The following is an 18,125-nucleotide window of genomic DNA, read 5'->3' as shown; positions in this document are numbered from 1 at the left end:
TGCGCTCAATGCAGACGCTTATTCAGCATCCAGGTGCATCGGCGTGATCACGCGCCCATCCGATTCGGCCTGGCCCAGCGTGGTATCGATGAAGTACACCCGGTCATCCGCCAACTTGCCTTTGTCGACCAGGTAATCCTTGATATTACCGGCCCGCGCCTGGCCCAACTGGCGCAGCAGCGCAGCGCTCTCGGCCCAGGACTTGATCACCGCCTCACGCAGCTTGGCGCTACGCTCTTCACGCCCCAGCTGCTGCCATTCAGCAGGCGGCTGTTGTTTCAGGCGGGTGCGGTAGATACCTTCGAGCATCGCCGGCTTGTCGTCAGCATCCACCACCAGCATCGACGCATTGGCCGGCACCTTGTCGCCGCGGCGCTGCAGGATCTTGTACCAGATCGACTGATACTCACGCTCCAGGCGCTGCTCGGCGATCAACGGGCCATCGCTGGTCTGGGCGCTGGTGCCTTCGATCTCCAGGCGCAATTCAGGGCGTTCGTTGAGCGCGGTCGCCAGTTTGTCCAGGGCCGCTTGGGCATCGCCGCTGAGGTCGCTGGAGCCGGCGCTGAACGCGACCGTACCCAGGTCCTGCGAGCTGCCGCCGGAGACCAGCCCGCCAATGAACTTGAACGGCGCCTGGGCGGCACGCAGGACCAGATTGCGCAGGGTTTGCCAAACGATCGGCATGACGCTGAACTGCGGGTTGTTGAGGTCGCCGGTCACCGGCAGCTCGATCGAGATGGTGCCGTCGGTGTCCTTGAGCAGCGCCACCGCCAAGCGGATCGGCAGGTCGACGGCGTCGGGGCTGTCGACCTTCTCACCCAGTTGCAGTTGCTCGATCACCAGCTTGTTTTCTGCTTTGAGCTGGCCATTGGTGATCAGGTAGTGCACGTCCAGGTTGAGCCGGCCCTTGCGAATGCGAAAGCCGGCAAACTTGCCTGAGTAGGGCGTCAGTGTGGTCAGCTCGACGCGTTTGAAGCTGGTGGCGATGTCCAGGCTGGCCATCGGGTTGAACGGGTTGAGCGCGCCCTTGATGGTGACCGGTGCATAGCGGTCGACCTTGCCCTTGATATCGACCTTGGCCGGCGCTGGCTGGCGGTTGTCGATGGTGCCGACCTGGCCATTGAGCTGCTGCACGGCTGTGGCGAAGTTTGGTGTCAGGGTCAGGTCGGCAAAGTTGGCCGAGCCGTCGTTGATGTCGATCTTGCCGATACGAATGCCCAGTGGCTTGCTGTTGCTAGGAGTCACCGGTTTTTCTGCGGTGCTTTTGGTAGCACCGGCTGGCTGCGGAATCAGCAGGTCATCAACGTTGGTGGTGCGGTCTTCGTTGATGATGAAACGCGCATATGGCTGCAGCAGCTTGACTTGGTCGATGGTCAGCGCATCGCCGTGCACGTATGACAACCCATTGAGGTCGAGCTGCTGCCATTTGACGAAGTCGCGGTCCTTGATCGTGTCGAGGGTATGCAACTGGTTGACGGTTGCGGTACCGGTGACGGTAAAGGCCAGCGGCGCCGTATTTTGCAGATCGACCTTGAGCTCGCTGGCGAGCATGCCGCTGCGCAGTTCAAGCTGAATGAACGGGCTGATGTAGGCCTGGGCGATGCGCAGGTCGATGTCGCGGGTGCTGACATCGAGCTTGGCGGTGACCGGGGCCAGGTTGACCTGGCCGGAGGCTTGCAGTTTGCCTTGCTTGCCGACGGCGGTATCCAGTTTGAGGGTAAACGGCGACTTGTTGAGGCTGTCATAGCCCTGCATATCGAGGTTGAGCGGGCCGACATCCAGGGTGACCGGTTCTTTCTGGCTGCGGTCTGCCAAGTGAATCATGTAATCACGCGCTTGAACGTCCTTGAGCAGTACTTGCCACGGCTTGCTCGGCGCGGCGGCTGCTTTTTCCTGCGCTGTCGGCTCGGCCGCGGCAGGTTCGGCTTTCTCCTGGGGGGTAGCTTTGGCTGGCTGGCTGGCGAACAGCGTCTGCCAGTCGAGCTGGCCGTCTTTTTCCAAGGCGGCCCAGGTCTCCAGCTTGCTGCTACGGATCTTGCCTACGGTGACCAGTTGCTTGGCCAGATCGATCGAGGTTTCGCTGACTTCGAGACTGGCCAGCCGCGCCAGTTGCCTGCCGTCCGGTGCCTTGATGGCGAACGGCGCGATGCGTACCTGAGTGTTGTCGAGCAGCAGCTCGGTCTGTTTCGACAGGTTGAGCGTGTAGTGGGTATCGAGGCTGATCACGCCTTCTTCCAGCACCAGCGGCACCGCGTCACGCACGTAAGGCCAGAACGCCTTCATGTTGCCGTCGGTGATTTTCAGGGTGCCTTGCGAGCTGATCGGCGCCAGGCCGAGTGTGCCTTTCCAGTCGATCCGCCCACCGGCGGGGCCGACGGCGACCAAGGTCATGTCGGCGCTGTCGTCGGGGAGGGTGCTGAGGTTCTTGAGCTCGAAATTCATCGAGTCGTAAAGAAACTCGATCGGCTCGCTCGGGCGCAGGTCCCGGAAGTGCAGGTAGCCTTCAGTGAGCTTGATGCTGCCGATACGCAGCGGGAACGGGTCGCTGGCTGGCTCGTCTGGCTTGGCTTCGCTGGGCGGCAGTTTGAACAGCTGAGTCAGGTTGAGGCCGCCGTTTTTGCCGAAGAGGATTTCGTTGCGCGGTTTGTCCAGCTCCACTGCATCCAGGTGCAGGGCGCCGCTCCACAGGCTGTCCAGCGACAGGTTGGCGTACAAACGCTCAAAACCCAGTTGCTCTTTGCCCGGCTCGCCGACCTGCAAACCCCACAGGGTCAGCTCTAGGCTGAACGGGTTGAATTCGATGCGTTGCAGCTGCGCCGGCACCGTCGCGTATTGGGCCAGCTGTTGATTGGCAATGCGTAGGCCAATGCCTGGAAGGATGAAGAAGCCGAGCAGGCTGTACAAGGCCACGAGGGCCAGCATGGCGCCGAGGGCGCGAGTCAATCCTTTGGGCATGTGCAGCATCGTCTGTCCGAGCGGGAGTGCTTGGAGTATGGCACGTTAAATCGGTTCCGCAGAATCAGCCGAATGACCTTATTCGATGCCCATTCGCCGCCGCGCGCGGTGCGCCGAGCTGTCGCGCATGGCCCAGCGCAGGACTGGCGCGGTGCGCTCGATACCTACCCGGATCAAGCGCCGGCTCAGTGGCCCTTGTTGCAGCTCAAGCATATCCCGGCCCCAGCCTGGTAACAGTTCGATGCCCGCCCGCAGCATCAGCTTGCCCACGGGGGCTGCCAGGCGGCTTGGCGCCGGTGCCTTGAGCAGGATATCGATCACCTCCAGGCTGCGCGCATCGCAGCGCAACTGCGGACGCATGCGTTGCAGGTAGGCCTCGATTTGCGCACAGGAGCGTGGCACGTCGCGCGCGCCGAGGCGCTCGGCGATCAGGGCGATTTCGTTGTAGTACGCGTCCTGATCAGCCTGCGCCAGATGCGGGTTGCGGTAACGCAGGTGGGCGGCCATGAAGCTGCTGACTTCGGCAACGTGCACCCAGGTCAGCAGGTCTGGGTCACTGGCGGCATAAAGCCGGCCATCGGCGGCGGTGCCGACGACTTTGAGGTGGATGGTGCGTACCTTGTCGATCAACCAGTTGGCGTCGCGGGTCGAGCCAAAGGTGGTGCCGGAGATGAATTGGCTGGTGCGGCGCAGGCGCCCGAGCAGGTCTTCGCGAAAGTTGGAGTGATCCCACACCCCGGCGAGGGCCAGCGGGTGCAGCAGTTGCAGCATCAAGGCACTGATACCGCCGACCAGCATGCTCGGGAAGTCGCCGTGGACCTGCCAGCTGACGCTGTCGGGGCCAAACAGGCCGGGGTCACCCTTGGGTGACTCCAGGTCAAGCTGGCCGAGGGCCAGGCCAGTCAGGCTCATGACCTGGGTTTCGATACGACGGCGTAAGGCTTCCATGGCGACCTGCAATGCGCGGCAGCCCGCCATGGGCTACCTCTAGCTATTGGTTGAGGCGAGTATCGATCAAGCCCTGCACGACGCTGGCATCGGCCAGGGTCGAGGTGTCACCCAGCGAGTCCAGCTCGTTGCAGGCGATCTTGCGCAGTATACGCCGCATGATCTTGCCCGAGCGGGTCTTGGGCAGGGCCGGCGCCCACTGGATCATCTCCGGTTTGGCAAAGCTGCCGATCTCCTTGCTGACCAACGCCAGCAGTTCAGCCTTGAGGGCGTCGTCTGCGCTCACACCATTCATCGGCGTGACGAAGGCATAGATACCCTGGCCCTTGAGGTCGTGCGGATAGCCGACTACGGCCGCCTCGGCGATGCCGTCGTGCAGCACCAGCGCGCTTTCCACTTCTGCCGTACCGATCCGATGGCCGGAGACGTTGATCACATCATCGACTCGCCCGGTGATCCAGTAGTCGCCATCGGCGTCGCGGCGGGCGCCGTCGCCGGTGAAATAGTAGCCGGCGAAGGGCTTGAAGTAGGTGTCGACCATGCGTTGCTGGTCGCCGTAGACGCTGCGGATCTGCGCCGGCCAGCTGGCTTTGATTGCCAGCAGGCCCGAGCCTGGCCCGTCGATCACTGCGCCTTTGTCGTCGAGCAATACCGGTTGCACGCCAAACATCGGTTGGGTGGCGCAACCCGGTTTGATCTGCCCATTGCCCGGCAGCGGGCTGAGCATGATGCCGCCGGTTTCGGTCTGCCACCAGGTGTCGACGATCGGGCAGCGTTCTTTGCCGACCTGATGGAAGTACCACTCCCAGGCTTCCGGGTTGATCGGCTCGCCGACACTGCCGAGCAGGCGCAGGCTTTCCCGCGAGGTGTCCTGTAGGGGGCCTGGGCCTTCGCGCATCAGGGCGCGCAGGGCGGTAGGGGCGGTGTAGAAGATATTCACCTGATGCTTGTCGATGACCTGCCAGAAACGCGAGCTGTCGGGGTAGTTGGGCACGCCTTCGAACATCAGCGAGATCGCCCCGTTGGCCAGCGGGCCATAGACGATATAGCTGTGGCCGGTGACCCAGCCGACATCGGCGGTGCACCAGAACACTTCGCCGTCGCGGTAATCGAATACCACCTTGAAGGTCATCGCGGCCTGCAGCAGATAGCCGCCGGTGGTGTGCAGCACGCCTTTGGGTTTGCCGGTGCTGCCGGAGGTATACAGGATGAACAGCGGGTCTTCGGCATCCATCGGCTCGGGTGGGCAGTCGTCACCGGCAAGCTCGGTGGCGGTGTGGTACCAGAGGTCGCGCTGGTTGTCCCAGGCCACTTCACCACCGGTGCGGCGCACCACGAATACGCTGCTGACGGCCGGGCAGCTGGCCAGGGCCTTGTCGACGTTCTGCTTGAGCGGTACACGTTTGCCGCCCCGCACGCCTTCATCAGCGGTAATCACCGTGCGGCAGTCGGCATCCAGGATGCGGTCGCGCAGGGCGTCGGGCGAGAAGCCACCAAATACCACCGAGTGGATCGCGCCGATGCGGCTGCAGGCAAGCATGGCGTAAGCCGCCTCAGGGATCATCGGCATGTAGATGCACACCCGATCGCCCTTGCTCACCCCGCGCGCCTTCAGTGCGTTGGCCAGGCGGCAGACCTGGCGGTGCAGCTCGCGGTAGCTGATGGCCTGCGAATCCTTGGGGTCGTCGCCTTCCCAGAGCAGCGCGGTCTGCTCACCTCGTTTGGCCAGGTGGCGGTCGATGCAGTTGTAGCTGACGTTGAGCTTGCCGCCGGCGAACCATTTGGCATCGCCGCTGGCAAGGTCGGCCTGTTGCACGCTGCTCCAGGGCTTGATCCAGTCCAGCCGCTTGGCTTGCTCGGCCCAGAAGCTGTCCGGGTCATCGATCGACTGTCGATAGAGGCGTTGATAGTCGTCGGCGCTGAGCTCGGCGGCCTGGCTGACGGCGAGGGCGGTGGGGTACTTGCTGAGATCGAACATGGCGGGTGGTCCTGCTCTTGTCGTGGCAAGGGACTGCACCTCACCGCGGCGCGCAAGGCAGGATGAAGTGCAACGGCTATTCGATGGACAGTGTAGTCGGCGCGGGTGTTCCTCCGGGGTTGCCGGCGCAATGCAAAGCGCGGGGCCAGCTTGCCCCCTGCAGTACCGCTCAATCGAACGCTACTGCAGAGGGCAAGCTGGCCCCGCGCCGGGGCTTGCAGCAGGGCTTGATCAGCCGCGGTGACGACCGCGGAAGTAATTGATCAGGCCTTGGGTGGAGCCGTCTTCAGCGGCTTCTTCCTGAGCGCCGACCAGGCGTTGATACACGCCTTTGCCGAGCTCTTTGCCCAGCTCGACGCCCCATTGGTCAAAGGCATTGATGCCCCAGATCACGCTCTGCACGAACACCTTGTGCTCATACATCGCCACCAGCGCGCCGAGGCGACGCGGGCTGATCCGCTCGACCACCAGGGTGTTGCTCGGGCGGTTGCCAGGGATGACCTTGTGCGGCGCCAGCTTGGCCACGTCGGCTTCGTTCAGGCCCTTGCCACGCAGCTCGGCCTCGGCTTCTTCGCGGGTCTTGCCGAGCATCAGTGCCTGGCTCTGCGACAGGCAGTTGGCGTACAGCCACTGGTGATGGTCGGCCACCGGGTTGAAGCTCACCACCGGCACGATAAAGTCGGCCGGGATCAGTTGGGTGCCCTGGTGCAGCAACTGGTGATAGGCATGCTGGCCGTTACAGCCAACGCCGCCCCAGATCACCGGACCGGTCGCGGTTGGCGCCGGGCTGCCATCCTGCAGCACGCTCTTGCCGTTGGACTCCATGTCCAACTGCTGCAGGTGCTTGGTGATGTTGCGCAGGTAATGGTCGTACGGCAGGATCGCGTGGCTGCGCGCATCCCAGAAGTTGCCGTACCAGACGCCAAGCAGGGCCAGCAGCACCGGCATGTTCTGCTCGAACGGCGCGGTCTGGAAGTGCTGGTCCATGGTGTAGGCGCCCGACAGCAGCTCCTTGAAGTTGGCCGTGCCGATGGCCAGCGCAATCGGCAAACCAATCGCCGACCACAGTGAGTAACGCCCGCCAACCCAGTCCCACATCGGGAAGATGTTTTCTTCGCGGATACCGAACGCGACGGCTGCGGCCTTGTTGCTCGAGACCGCGATGAAGTGACGGTACAGCTCGGCTTCGGAGCCACCCTGGGCCAGGTACCAGGTGCGGGCGGCCATGGCGTTCTTCAGGGTTTCGAGGGTGTTGAACGACTTCGACGAAACGATGAACAGGGTCGTCTCGGCCGCAAGCTTGGCCGACAGCTCGTGGAATTCGCTGCCGTCGATATTGGCCAGGTAGTGGCAGCGCACGCCGCGCTGGGCGTACGGCAGCAAGGCTTCGGAAACCAACTCAGGGCCGAGGAACGAGCCGCCGATGCCGATGTTGACCACGTCGGTGATCGGTTTTTCGCTGTAGCCGCGCCACAGCCCGTCATGAATGCGGCCGACCAGCTCGGTGATCTGGTTGAGTACCTTGTGCACTTCGGGCATCACGTTGACGCCGTTGACGCTGAGTTTGTCGCCAACCGGGCGGCGCAGGGCGGTGTGCAGTACGGGGCGGCCTTCGGAGGCGTTGATGATCTCGCCGCTGAACATCGACTTGATGGCTGCTGCCAGGTCGACGTCGGTGGCCAGGTTGACCAGCAGCTTGCGGGTCTCATCGTTGATCAGGTTTTTCGAGTAATCGAGAAACAGCCCGCAGCTGCTCAGGGAGAACTGATCGAAGCGTTGCGGATTGGCCGCGAAGGCGTCGCGCATGCTGAAATCCTGCATGGCGTCGCGGTGTTGTTGCAGCGCCTGCCAGGCTGGCAGCGTCGTCACATCATGGGGGGTACGGTAATACGCCATTGCGAAGGGTTTCCTTGATGCATGATCTGGCCTTGGACAACTGGCAGCCGCTGGCAGTTGCAGGCAGTTGATCATTATAGGCATGGCTGGCGCGGGGGGAATGGGGTCGGGCGGGGATAATTTGGGGCCGCGTGGCGGCCCCGGGTTGCAATCAGGCGGTGGGCTCGTCCAGATGCAGGTACAAGTTGTCGATCAGGCGTGTGGTGCCCAGGTACGCTGCGGCAATTACCACCACGTCGCGGTCATCGGCCATGGCCGGGCGCAGGGTCAGTGCGTGGCGCACTTCCAGATAGTCCGGGCGAAAGCCTGCCGCCAGCAGTTGGGCCTGACCGGCCACGATCAGCTCGGCAAAGTCGCGCTGGCCATGGCGGATGGCGTCGGCCATCACGCTCAGCTCGCGGTACAGCGCCGGCGCTGCAGCGCGTTGCTCGGGCGTCAGGTAGCCGTTGCGCGAGGACAGCGCCAGGCCATCGTCGGCGCGTACGGTCGGCTCGCCGATGATCTGGATCGGCATGTTCAGGTCGCGCACCATGGCGCGGATCACCGCCAGTTGCTGGTAGTCCTTTTCGCCGAACACGGCCAGGTCGGGCTGGACCATATTGAACAGCTTGCTGACGACCGTGGCCACGCCTTCGAAATGCCCCGGGCGGCTGGCGCCACACAGGCCTTCGGACAGTTGCGGCACGCTGACCCGGGTCTGCACTGTGGTGCCGTCGGGGTACATTTCATCCACGGTCGGCGCGAACAGCAAATGACAGCCTGCCTCGAGCAGGCGCTCCTGGTCAGCGGCAAGGGTGCGCGGGTAGCTGTCGAGGTCCTCGCCGGCGCCAAACTGCAGCGGGTTGACGAAGATGCTCGCCACGACGAAGTCGGCGCGCTGGGTGGCTTTGGTCACCAGGGCGACGTGGCCGCTGTGCAGGTTGCCCATGGTCGGGACAAAGGCGATGCGCTTGCCTTCGCTGCGGGCGCGGGCCACGGCTGCGCGCAGTTCACGGACGCTCTTGACGGTATTCATGCGCTGAACCCGTGTTCTGCAGCCGGGAAGCTGACGTCTTTGACCGCCGCCACGTAAGCACTCAGGGCGCCTTGGATATCGGCCTGGCCGAGCATGAAGTTCTTGACGAACTTGGGCATGCGCCCGGTCAGCGACAGGCCGAGCATGTCGTGCAGCACCAGCACCTGGCCGTCGGTGGCGTTACCGGCACCGATGCCGATCACCGGAATGGCCACGGCCTGGGTGATCTCCGCAGCCAGCTCGCTGGGCACGCATTCGAGCAGGAGCATGGCCGCACCGGCTTGCTCCAGAGCAATCGCGTCGGCGCGCATCTGCCGCGCCTGGGCTTCCTGCCGGCCCTGCACCTTGTAACCGCCGAGCACGTTGACCGTCTGCGGGGTCAGGCCCATGTGGGCGCACACCGGCACGCCACGTTCGGCCAGCAGGCGAATGGTCTCGCTCAGCCAGGCCGCGCCTTCGAGCTTGATCATGTGCGCGCCGGCCTGCATCAGGCTGGCGCAGTTGGCGAAGGCCTGCTCAGGCGTGGCGTGGGCCATGAACGGCAGATCGGCGAGGATCAGTGCGCCGTCGTTGCCGCGTTTGACGCAGGCCGTGTGGTAGGCCATTTCTGCAGTGGTCACCGGCAGCGTGCTGTCATGCCCTTGCAGGACCATTCCCAGCGAGTCACCCACCAGCAACACGTCGACCCCGGCCTGGCTGGCAGCCTTGGCGAAGGTGGCGTCATAGCAGGTCAGCATGGCGATTTTCTCACCCTTGGCCTTGAGGCCATGCAGGGTGGTCAGGGTTACTTCAGGCATGTAGAAAGTCCTCGTTCAGGCGCTGTGCAATCGACCTGCGTACAACCTTGCGCAGGTGCGATGCGGAGCGGCACATCATCGTTCGTGATGTTCAGACCCGCCCGGGCCCAAATAGGTTAAGTGTGGCGCGTCGAGGCCACGGGATGCCTATAGTCGTGAGCGAGGGGAGGGAAGTCAATCACCCTGTTACCGCATTGTTACGGCAAGGGTGTTACTGGCGTTACCGCCGTCAAGATCGCCCGAATTACAGGCGTTCGAGGCCGCTGAACGGGCAGGCGGCGAGCATTTGCGCAAGGCTGCGACCATCGGCGAGGACGAAGTCGGCAGGCACCAGCTCAGCCAGCGGGTAGAGCACGAATGGGCGCGCGTGCATATGGTAGTGCGGTACTTTCAGGCGTGGGCTGTCGAGCACCTGCTGGCCAAACAGCAGCACATCCAGGTCGAGGGTGCGTGGGCCCCAGCGTTCCTGACGCACGCGCCCTTGATCGTTCTCGATCGCCTGCAGCGCATCGAGCAGCTGCAGCGGCTCGAGCGTGGTGTCGAGCGCGGCTACGGCATTGGTGTAGCGCGGCTGGCCGGGCAGCAGCGAGTCGCTGGCGTAGAAGCCGGAAACCGCTGCCAGGCGCGTGCCCTCGGCCTTATCCAAGGCATCGAGGGCGCTGCGCAGTTGCTCGGCAGGTTCGGCCAGGTTGCTGCCCAGGCCGATGTACACGCGCACGCTCATGCTCAGTCGAACGCTTCGTCAGCGCTGCGCTTGCGCTTGGTACCGCTGCGCTTGCGTTTGCGTGGCGCGGCGCCGATGCCGTCATCACGGCTACCGAGCTCGGCGATCATGGCGCGGCGTTCGCTGTCGTTGGCGTCCTGGTAGTCGGTCCACCACTGGCCCAGCTCTTCGGTTTCCTCGCCGGCGCTCTCGCGCAGCAGCAGGAAGTCGTAGCCAGCGCGGAAGCGCGGGTTGTCCAGGAGCATGTCGGCGCGTTTGCCGCTGCGCCGTGGCAGGCGCTCCTGCATGTCCCAGATCTCGCGGATCGGCAGGGTGAAGCGCTTGGGGATTGCAATGCGCTGGCACTGTTCGGCGATCAGGTCGTGGGCGGCCTGGTTCATTGCCGGGATCGGCGGTACGCCTTGGCTCTGCAGGTACAGTGCACGGCCCGGCAGGGCCGGCCAGAGCATGGCCGCGAAGAGGAACGCCGGCGTTACCGGTTTGCCCTGCTTGACGCGCAGGTCGGTGTTCATCAAGGCGTTGCTGATCAGCGTGTGGGTGTAGCTTGGGCGCTCTTCCAGGGCGTGGCTGCTGCCTGGGAACAACGGTTCAAACAGATGCAGGTCAACCAGCATTTCGAAGGCGATGGCGCCGTGGCCGGAGAGGAACAGCTTGAGGCATTCCTCGAACAGCCGTGCTGGCGGGATATCGCGCAGCATCGGTGCCAGCTCGCGGATCGGCTGCACCGTGTGCTTTTCGATGCCGAAGTTGAGCTTGGCCGCAAAGCGCACCGCGCGCAGCATGCGCACAGGGTCTTCCTGGTAACGATGGACCGGGTCGCCAATCAGGCGCAGCAGGCGGTTACGCACATCGGGCATGCCGTTGGCGTAGTCGAGGATGCGCTCGCTGACCGGGTCGTAGTACAGCGCATTGACCGTGAAGTCGCGGCGCTGGGCGTCATCTTCGAGGGTGCCGTAGACGTTGTCGCGCAAAATACGACCACTGGCATTATGCGACGAACGGTGGCTGTCGCCCTCGTCTTCATCGCTGTGGTGGGCACGGAAAGTGGCCACTTCGATGATGTCACGGCCGAAATGCACGTGAACCAGCTTGAAGCGGCGGCCAATGATTCGCGCATTGCGAAACTCGGCACGGACCTGTTCAGGCGTGGCGCTGGTGGCGACATCGAAGTCTTTGGGCGTGATGCCCAGGAGCATGTCACGCACACAGCCGCCAACCAGGTAAGCCTGGTATCCGGCAGCCTGCAGGCGATCGACAATGCCCACCGCATGGCGGCTGAACTGGCTGCGCTGCAGCGAGTGCTGGCTCTTGTTGATCACTTCAGGCGTGGTGCGCCTGTGGTGTTGACCACTAACGGGAGGACGGAACGACTGGAACAACTTCTTCAGCATGGGATGCACTGTTTGAAGGAATGTTCGGCCAAGGGATAGAGAATGGCCGCATGATGGGCGGGGATTCTAGCATTTACTTCGGGGATGGTGTAGGCGGTATGCCACGGGTGCTTGCGCGGGAGGCGGAAACGACAAGGGGAGCCTAAGCTCCCCAAGAAGTCGTTGCGTGCTCTTATTGTTTTTCTGCTGGGCTTCTTGTTTTTGTTGAGTGCCCTGCCCACAAAGCGCGAAACTTGCGGACGACCCCCAAACCGGGGGTAAAGAGCAAACGGATTGCTTTGGCCGCTGAGGTGATGCTGATCTGTCGATCCAACCAGTGTAGGCGCTGCTTTAGTGCAGTTTTTGTTGTTCTCTGCCTGGTCGTGGGGCAAGCCCCAAACACAACTCCTCTCCAAAAGAATCAGTTAGCTGCGCCTCCGCCGTCTTGTTTTTATTGTGCGTGAGCCGTTTCGTCTTGTTCTTATTCTGAGTTGCAATGCTTGTTATTGTTCTTGTACCAAAGATATAGCAGGTGCCGTGCCAACTTTCGAAAACCCAGCAAATACGGGGGTTTTCCGGGTTTTGCTCAGGTCGAGAGCGGAGCAAATGTAGAAATTTCGTTACCGTACGCCTCGGTAGCTGTTACGGCAGGCGGGGATGGGTAACAGATTTTTGCAGGCGCGCTGGGGTGTTACCTGCATAAACGCAAACGGGGCAAGCCCTCTGCCACGGTAACCCCGTGGTAGACGGCTTGCCCCGTTATTGGGCGCCGATCAATTGTCGCTGGTGGCGTTGCTCTTGCGCCGTGGGATGCCCAGGCGCTGGCGCCGCTCCCACAGGCATTTACGGCTGACGCCAAGCTTGCGCGCCAGTTCGGTCTCGGTCATGTGGTCCTGATGCTCGAGCACGAAGTGCTGGAAGTAGTCTTCCAGCGACAGATCCTCGGTCGGCTCGTGGCTGGCGTTACCGGCACTGACGCTGCCCAGGGCGGACATGCCGTCAAGCAGGTCATCGTCGTCCGGGTCACTCAGCTCGATGTCGATGCCCAGCAGCTCGGCGGAAATTTCCGGGCTCTCGCTGAGGATCACCGAGCGCTCGACCGCGTTTTCCAACTCGCGCACGTTACCCGGCCAGCTGTAATGACGAATCGCCTGCTCGGCCTCGCTGGAGAAGTGCAGGTCATCGCGACCGATGCGTGCGCTCTGGCGGGCGAGGAAGGCGCTGGCGATTTCGTTGACGTCACTGCCGCGCTCGCGCAAGGCCGGCAGCTTGAGGGCGATCACGTGTAGGCGGTAATAAAGGTCTTCGCGGAATTGACCGACCTTGGCCAGGTTTTTCAGGTCACGGTGGGTCGCAGCGATCAGGCGCACGTCGACCTTTTGCGATTGCACCGCGCCAACCCGGCGGATCTCGCCTTCCTGCAGCACGCGCAACAGGCGCGCCTGGGCTTCGAGTGGCAGCTCGCCGATTTCATCGAGGAACAGCGTGCCGCCGTCAGCTGCTTCGACCAAACCGGCACGCCCGGCGCTGGCGCCGGTGAACGCGCCTTTTTCGTGGCCGAACAGTTCCGACTCGATCAAGGTTTCAGGGATGGCTGCGCAGTTGACCGAAATCATCGGCGCCTTGGCCCGTCGCGACAGATTGTGCAGTGCGCGTGCGACCAGCTCTTTGCCGGTACCCGACTCACCCTGGATCAACACATTGGAGTCGGTCGGTGCCACTTTGCGGATCTTGCTGTAGAGGTCCTGCATCGGCGCGCAGGTGCCAATGATGCCGATCTCGCCGTTGGCGGCATTATGGCTGCCTTTGTCGGCAACAGCCGGTTTGCCGTTGCTGCGCGGCTCGAGGCTGCTGGTGGCGGCCGCCGGGGCGTTCTGGCGATCACGCAGAATGCGCGCAACTGCCTGCAGCATCTCGTCGTGGTCGAACGGCTTGGCGATGTAATCGACCGCGCCCATTTTCATCGAGTCCACCGCCGAGCGCAGGCTGGCGTAGCTGGTCATGATCAGCACCGGGATGCCCTGGCCTAGCTTGATCAGCTCGGTACCGGGGGCGCCAGGCAGGCGCAGGTCGCTGACGATCAGGTCAAATGTGGCAATGCTGAAGCGTTCCTGGGCTTCCTGCACCGAGCCCGCTTCGCTGACCTGGTACTGGTTGCGTTCAAGCAGACGACGCAAGGCCGAGCGGATGATGGTTTCGTCTTCGACGATCAGAATATGCGGCATTGATTCAATTCTCTCGACGGTCGCGAATTTCAGGGGACGTCGCTACGACATGCCGGGGCAGGGTCACGCGGATCCGGGTGCCACGCTGCCGTTCGATATCGGCGGGGCTGTCGATGGTGATTTGCCCATAATGCTCTTCCACGATGGAATAGACCAGTGCAAGCCCCAGTCCGGTTCCCTCGCCAGGGTCCTTGGTGGTGAAGAACGGTTCGAACAGGCGGTCCATGATGTTTTTCGGAATGCCGCTGCCTTCGTCCTCGACCACCAGGTCGACGGTGTGCTCGCTGACTTCACTGCGCACGCGCACGGCACTGCCGGCGGGCGAGGCATCACGGGCGTTGGACAGCAGGTTGATGAGCACCTGGGCGAGGCGCTGTGGGTCACCCTCGGCCCAGTGATCCGGGTCGCACAGGTTGAAGAACTGCACCTCGAAATTGCGCCGGTTGAGGGCCAGCAGGCCGATCGCATCCTGGGCGACCTCGGCCAGGCACACCGGCTCTTCGTTGTTCTGGTGGCTGCCGCCGGCATGGGCGAAGCTCATCAATGACTGGACGATGCGCGAGACGCGTTTGGTCTGCTCGATGATCTGGCTGGACAGCTCGGTGATCTCGCCATCGTCCTCACGCTCTTCGCGCAGGTTCTGAGCCAGGCAGGCGATGCCGGTGATCGGGTTGCCGATCTCGTGGGCGACCCCGGCGGCAAGGCGGCCAATACTGGCCAGGCGCTCGGAATGCACCAGCTTGTCTTCCAGCGCCTGGGTATCGGTGAGGTCTTCGACCAGCAGTACCAGGCCGCTGTTGCCCGGTGCCAAAGGCTCGTCGATGGCGGCTTTGTGCAGGTTGAGCCAGCGGGTCTGGCCGTCGAGGCCCAGGCGCTGCTTGTGCAGGTGCTCGTCGGGCAGGTCGATAAAGCCCTGCAGCAGCCCGCGCCAGGGCTCGGCGATGGTGACCAGGCGCGAGCCGACCACGTGCTTGGCGGCAATCCCGGTCAGCTCTTCCATGGCCTTGTTCCACATCAGGATCTCTTGGTCCTTGGCCAGCGAGCAGACCCCCATGGGCAGTTCCTGCAAGGTCTGGCGGTGGTAACGGCGCAGCGCATCGAGCTCGGCGGCCAGGCCGGTCAGGCGCGAGTGGTAATCCTCAAGACGGCTTTCGATGAAGTGGATATCTTCGGTTACGTAATTTTCGTTGCCGGATTTGTACGGCAAGAAGGTTTCGACCATGTCCTGCGCAACGCTTGGGCCCATCAGGCCGGACAGATTGGCCTCGATGCGATCGCGCAGACGGCGCAGGGCGTAAGGGCGGCGTTCGTCGAACGGCAGGTACAAGTCGCGCAGGGCTTGCTCGACTTCTTTTTGCGCGGCCTTGGCGCCCAGCGGTTTGGCCAGCTGGGTGGCGAACTCCTGCGGCGAAGCGGCGTGCAGTTCACGCCGCTGTGGCCGGCGCACGTTGTCGACCGCACAGGCTTCAGCGGCGCTGACTTCTTCACTGCTGGCGTTGGTGAACAGCGAGATCAGCGTGAACAGCAAGACGTTGGCGGCCAGCGACGCAATCGCCGCCATGTGCCAGCTGGTATCGTCGAGCACATAGATCATGTCCAGCAGCGGGATATAGAAGCCCTGCAGGTTGCCCAGCAGCGGCAACAGCATGGTCACCATCCACACCAGCATGCCCGCCAGCAGGCCGGCGATGAAGCCACGGCGGTTGGCGGTCGGCCAGTACAGCACCGAAAGCACGCCGGGGAGGAACTGCAAGGTGGCGACAAAGGCAACGATGCCGAGGTTGGCCAGACTCTGGTGGTTGTTCTGTGTCAGGTAGAAGACGAAGCCGGCGGTGATGATGGCGACGATCAGCGCGCGCCGGGTCCACTTCAGCCAGCGATAGATATTGCCTTCGGCCGGTGGCTGATAGAGCGGTAGCACCAGGTGGTTGAGGGCCATGCCCGACAGCGCCAGGGTGGTGACGATGATCAGCCCGCTGGAAGCCGACAAACCGCCGACGTAAGCCAGCAGTGCCAGTGCTTCATTATTGGCGGCAATGCCCAGGCCGAGGGTGAAATACTCGGGGTTGGTGCTCGCGCCCAGGCGCAGCCCTGCCCACAGGATCAGCGGCACGGCCAGGCTCATCAGCAGCAGGAACAACGGCAGGCCCCAGCTGGCGCTGACCAGCGCGCGCGGGCTGAGGTTTTCGGTAAAGGCCATGTGGTACATGTGCGGCATGACGATCGCCGAGGCGAAGAACACCAGCAGCAACGTGCGCCATGGGCCCTCCTGCAGTGGCGTGTGCAGCGCGGCGAGGGCGGTCTGGTTTTGCAGCAGCCACACTTCCAGGCCGTGTGGGCCGCCGAACACACCATACAGCGCATACAGGCCGACCCCGCCGAGGGCGATCAGCTTGATCACCGACTCGAAGGCGATGGCGAACACCAGCCCTTCGTGTTTCTCGCGTGTGGCGATATGGCGCGAGCCGAAGAAGATGGTGAACAGGGTGATCAGCGCACAAAAGGCGAACGCGACCCGGGCCTTGACCGGCTCGCCGGTGAGGATATTGATCGAGTCGGCCACCGCCTGGATCTGCAGGGCCAGCAGCGGCAGCACGCCAATCAACATGAAGATGGTGGTCAGCGCGCCGGCCCAGGTGCTGCGAAAGCGAAACGCGAGCAGGTCGGCCAGGGATGACAACTGGTAGGTGCGGGTGATCTTCAGGATCGGATAGAGCAGCACCGGCGCCAGCAGAAACGCCCCCGACACGCCCAGGTAACAGGCAAGAAAGCCATAGCCATACTGATAGGCCAGGCCGACCGAGCCGTAGAAGGCCCAGGCGCTGGCGTAGACGCCTAGCGACAAGGTATAGGTCAGCGGGTGACGGATGACCGAACGCGGGATCAGCCCGCGCTCGCTGATCCAGGCGACGCCGAACAGTACCAGCAGGTACCCGGCGCTGATCAGGATCATCTGGGTCAGGCTAAAGCTCATCGGCATCTCGTTGGCTCTGCAGGATGAAGGTGACGACGATCAGGATCAGCCACAGCAGGTACGGGCGGTACCAGGCGCCGGTGGGCTCGATCCACCAGTCCATGATGGCCGGCGAGAACAGGTAGATCCCGACCACCAGCAGCAGGACCAAGCGATAGATGTACATGCGGGCCTCGATGAGTGGGCGCTGCGGGTTTGCACTTATTATTGGCGCAAATCGGCGCCAACGGCCGGGCCGATGCTAGCGGGATTCTACGGCTGTGGGCAAGAAATTGAATTTGCTCGATTTTTACCGCGCGCCAAGGGCTGCAGCGAGCCCACGGCGCGGGACCGGCAACTAGCGCAGATCAGCCTCGGCCAGGGTCAGCTGGCGGGCGATGGCCTCAGGGCGCCAACGCTGGCGCGCGATCTCCAGCACCTCAGCCGGGCTGGCCTGCTCAAGCGCAGGCTCGGTCGCTTGGCCCAGTGCACGCAGCGCGCGCAGCAGGAGAGGGGTGGCCTGCTCAGGTGCCAGCGGTGGCGAGCGGTACGATTTACCCAACTTGTGCCCGTCGGGCTGGATCAGCAACGGGATGTGCAGGTAGCGCGGCTGGGAAAACCCCAGCAGTTCTTGCAGGTACAGCTGACGCGGGGTGTTGTCGAGCAAATCGGCGCCTCGCACGATGTCGGTAACGCCTTGCCAGGCATCGTCCAACACCACCGCCAGCTGGTAGGCGTACAAACCATCGCGGCGTTGGATGATGAAGTCGCCGACTTCGCGGCCCAGGTGCTGGGCGAACGGCCCTTGCACACGGTCATCGAAGCGATAGCTCAGCTCCGGCACGCGCAAGCGGATCGCCGCGCCCTCGCGGGCGTGACCGGCGTTGCGACAAGTGCCAGGGTAGATGCCGTTGCTGCCCTCCAGTTGCTTGCGCGAGCAGGTGCAGGCGTAAGCCAGCCCCTGACGGAACAGGTGCTCGACCACGTCGGCATAGGCAGCATGGCGCTGGCTCTGGTACACCACCTGGCCGTCCCAGTGCAGGCCGTAGCCTTCGAGGGTGCGCAGGATCGCATCGCGGGCGCCGGGCATCTCGCGCGGCGGGTCGGTGTCTTCCATGCGCAGCAGCCAGCGGCCATTGACGGCGCGGGCGTCCAGCCACGAGGCCAGGGCGGCCACCAGCGAGCCGAAGTGCAGGAAACCACTGGGGGTAGGGGCGAAGCGCCCGACGTAGGGGGAGGCAGTCATGGTTTACGTCATCTTCAC

General features: G+C 63.5%; 12 protein-coding genes. All 12 read right to left on the bottom strand.

Going from position 1 to position 18,125, the window contains the following annotated elements; all coding sequences use genetic code 11:
* Positions 1–18: 18 nt before the first annotated feature.
* The 12 genes from K3F44_RS15815 to gluQRS all read right to left on the bottom strand — a co-directional run bounded on the left by K3F44_RS15815 (position 19) and on the right by gluQRS (position 18,107).
* Complete coding sequence (locus K3F44_RS15815) at positions 19–2,955, bottom strand: DUF748 domain-containing protein (RefSeq protein WP_220632552.1); 2,937 nt, start codon at positions 2,953–2,955, stop codon at positions 19–21.
* 78 nt (positions 2,956–3,033) lie between these two features.
* Positions 3,034–3,903 (bottom strand): oxygenase MpaB family protein, encoded by an 870-nt coding sequence (locus K3F44_RS15810; protein ID WP_220634198.1) that lies wholly within the window; start codon positions 3,901–3,903, stop codon positions 3,034–3,036.
* Between the two features lie 43 nt (positions 3,904–3,946).
* Positions 3,947–5,881, bottom strand: a complete 1,935-nt coding sequence (gene acs, locus K3F44_RS15805) for an acetate--CoA ligase (RefSeq protein ID WP_150572256.1) — start codon at positions 5,879–5,881, stop codon at positions 3,947–3,949.
* A 231-nt stretch (positions 5,882–6,112) separates the two neighbouring features.
* A complete protein-coding gene (gene pgi / locus K3F44_RS15800) occupies positions 6,113–7,777 on the bottom strand; it encodes a glucose-6-phosphate isomerase (RefSeq protein ID WP_150571325.1) in 1,665 nt (554 codons plus the stop codon).
* A gap of 151 nt (positions 7,778–7,928) precedes the next feature.
* Positions 7,929–8,792, bottom strand: coding sequence for a pantoate--beta-alanine ligase (panC, locus tag K3F44_RS15795; protein ID WP_101322147.1), 864 nt, complete (start codon positions 8,790–8,792; stop codon positions 7,929–7,931).
* Positions 8,789–9,589, bottom strand: coding sequence for a 3-methyl-2-oxobutanoate hydroxymethyltransferase (gene panB, locus K3F44_RS15790; RefSeq protein ID WP_101322146.1), 801 nt, complete (start codon positions 9,587–9,589; stop codon positions 8,789–8,791). The genes panC and panB overlap by 4 nt, the downstream gene beginning before the upstream one ends.
* Before the next feature lie 244 nt (positions 9,590–9,833).
* Positions 9,834–10,313 carry a 2-amino-4-hydroxy-6-hydroxymethyldihydropteridine diphosphokinase gene (gene folK, locus K3F44_RS15785; RefSeq protein WP_150571326.1) on the bottom strand — a complete coding sequence of 160 codons (480 nt, stop codon included), beginning with the start codon at positions 10,311–10,313 and terminating at the stop codon, positions 9,834–9,836.
* Positions 10,314–10,315: 2 nt separating this feature from the next.
* Complete coding sequence (locus K3F44_RS15780; protein WP_220632551.1) at positions 10,316–11,704, bottom strand: polynucleotide adenylyltransferase PcnB; 1,389 nt, start codon at positions 11,702–11,704, stop codon at positions 10,316–10,318.
* 752 nt (positions 11,705–12,456) lie between these two features.
* Positions 12,457–13,908, bottom strand: a complete 1,452-nt coding sequence (locus K3F44_RS15775; RefSeq protein ID WP_220632550.1) for a sigma-54 dependent transcriptional regulator — start codon at positions 13,906–13,908, stop codon at positions 12,457–12,459.
* 4 nt (positions 13,909–13,912) lie between these two features.
* Positions 13,913–16,888: a sensor histidine kinase gene (locus K3F44_RS15770; RefSeq protein WP_178080795.1), complete on the bottom strand. Its 2,976-nt coding sequence runs from the start codon at positions 16,886–16,888 to the stop codon at positions 13,913–13,915.
* Positions 16,872–17,048 carry a hypothetical protein gene (locus K3F44_RS15765; protein WP_003250005.1) on the bottom strand — a complete coding sequence of 59 codons (177 nt, stop codon included), beginning with the start codon at positions 17,046–17,048 and terminating at the stop codon, positions 16,872–16,874. The genes K3F44_RS15770 and K3F44_RS15765 overlap by 17 nt, the downstream gene beginning before the upstream one ends.
* Before the next feature lie 171 nt (positions 17,049–17,219).
* Entirely contained in the window at positions 17,220–18,107 is an 888-nt protein-coding gene (gene gluQRS, locus K3F44_RS15760; protein WP_150571327.1) for a tRNA glutamyl-Q(34) synthetase GluQRS, read from the bottom strand.
* Between the last annotated feature and the right edge of the window lie 18 nt (positions 18,108–18,125).

The sequence above is a fragment of the Pseudomonas sp. S07E 245 genome, assembly GCF_019599025.1.
Classification (GTDB): Bacteria; Pseudomonadota; Gammaproteobacteria; order Pseudomonadales; family Pseudomonadaceae; genus Aquipseudomonas; species Aquipseudomonas shirazensis.
The sequence above is the reverse complement of the archived record's forward strand: the minus strand, read 5'-3'. Positions and strand labels throughout refer to the sequence as shown.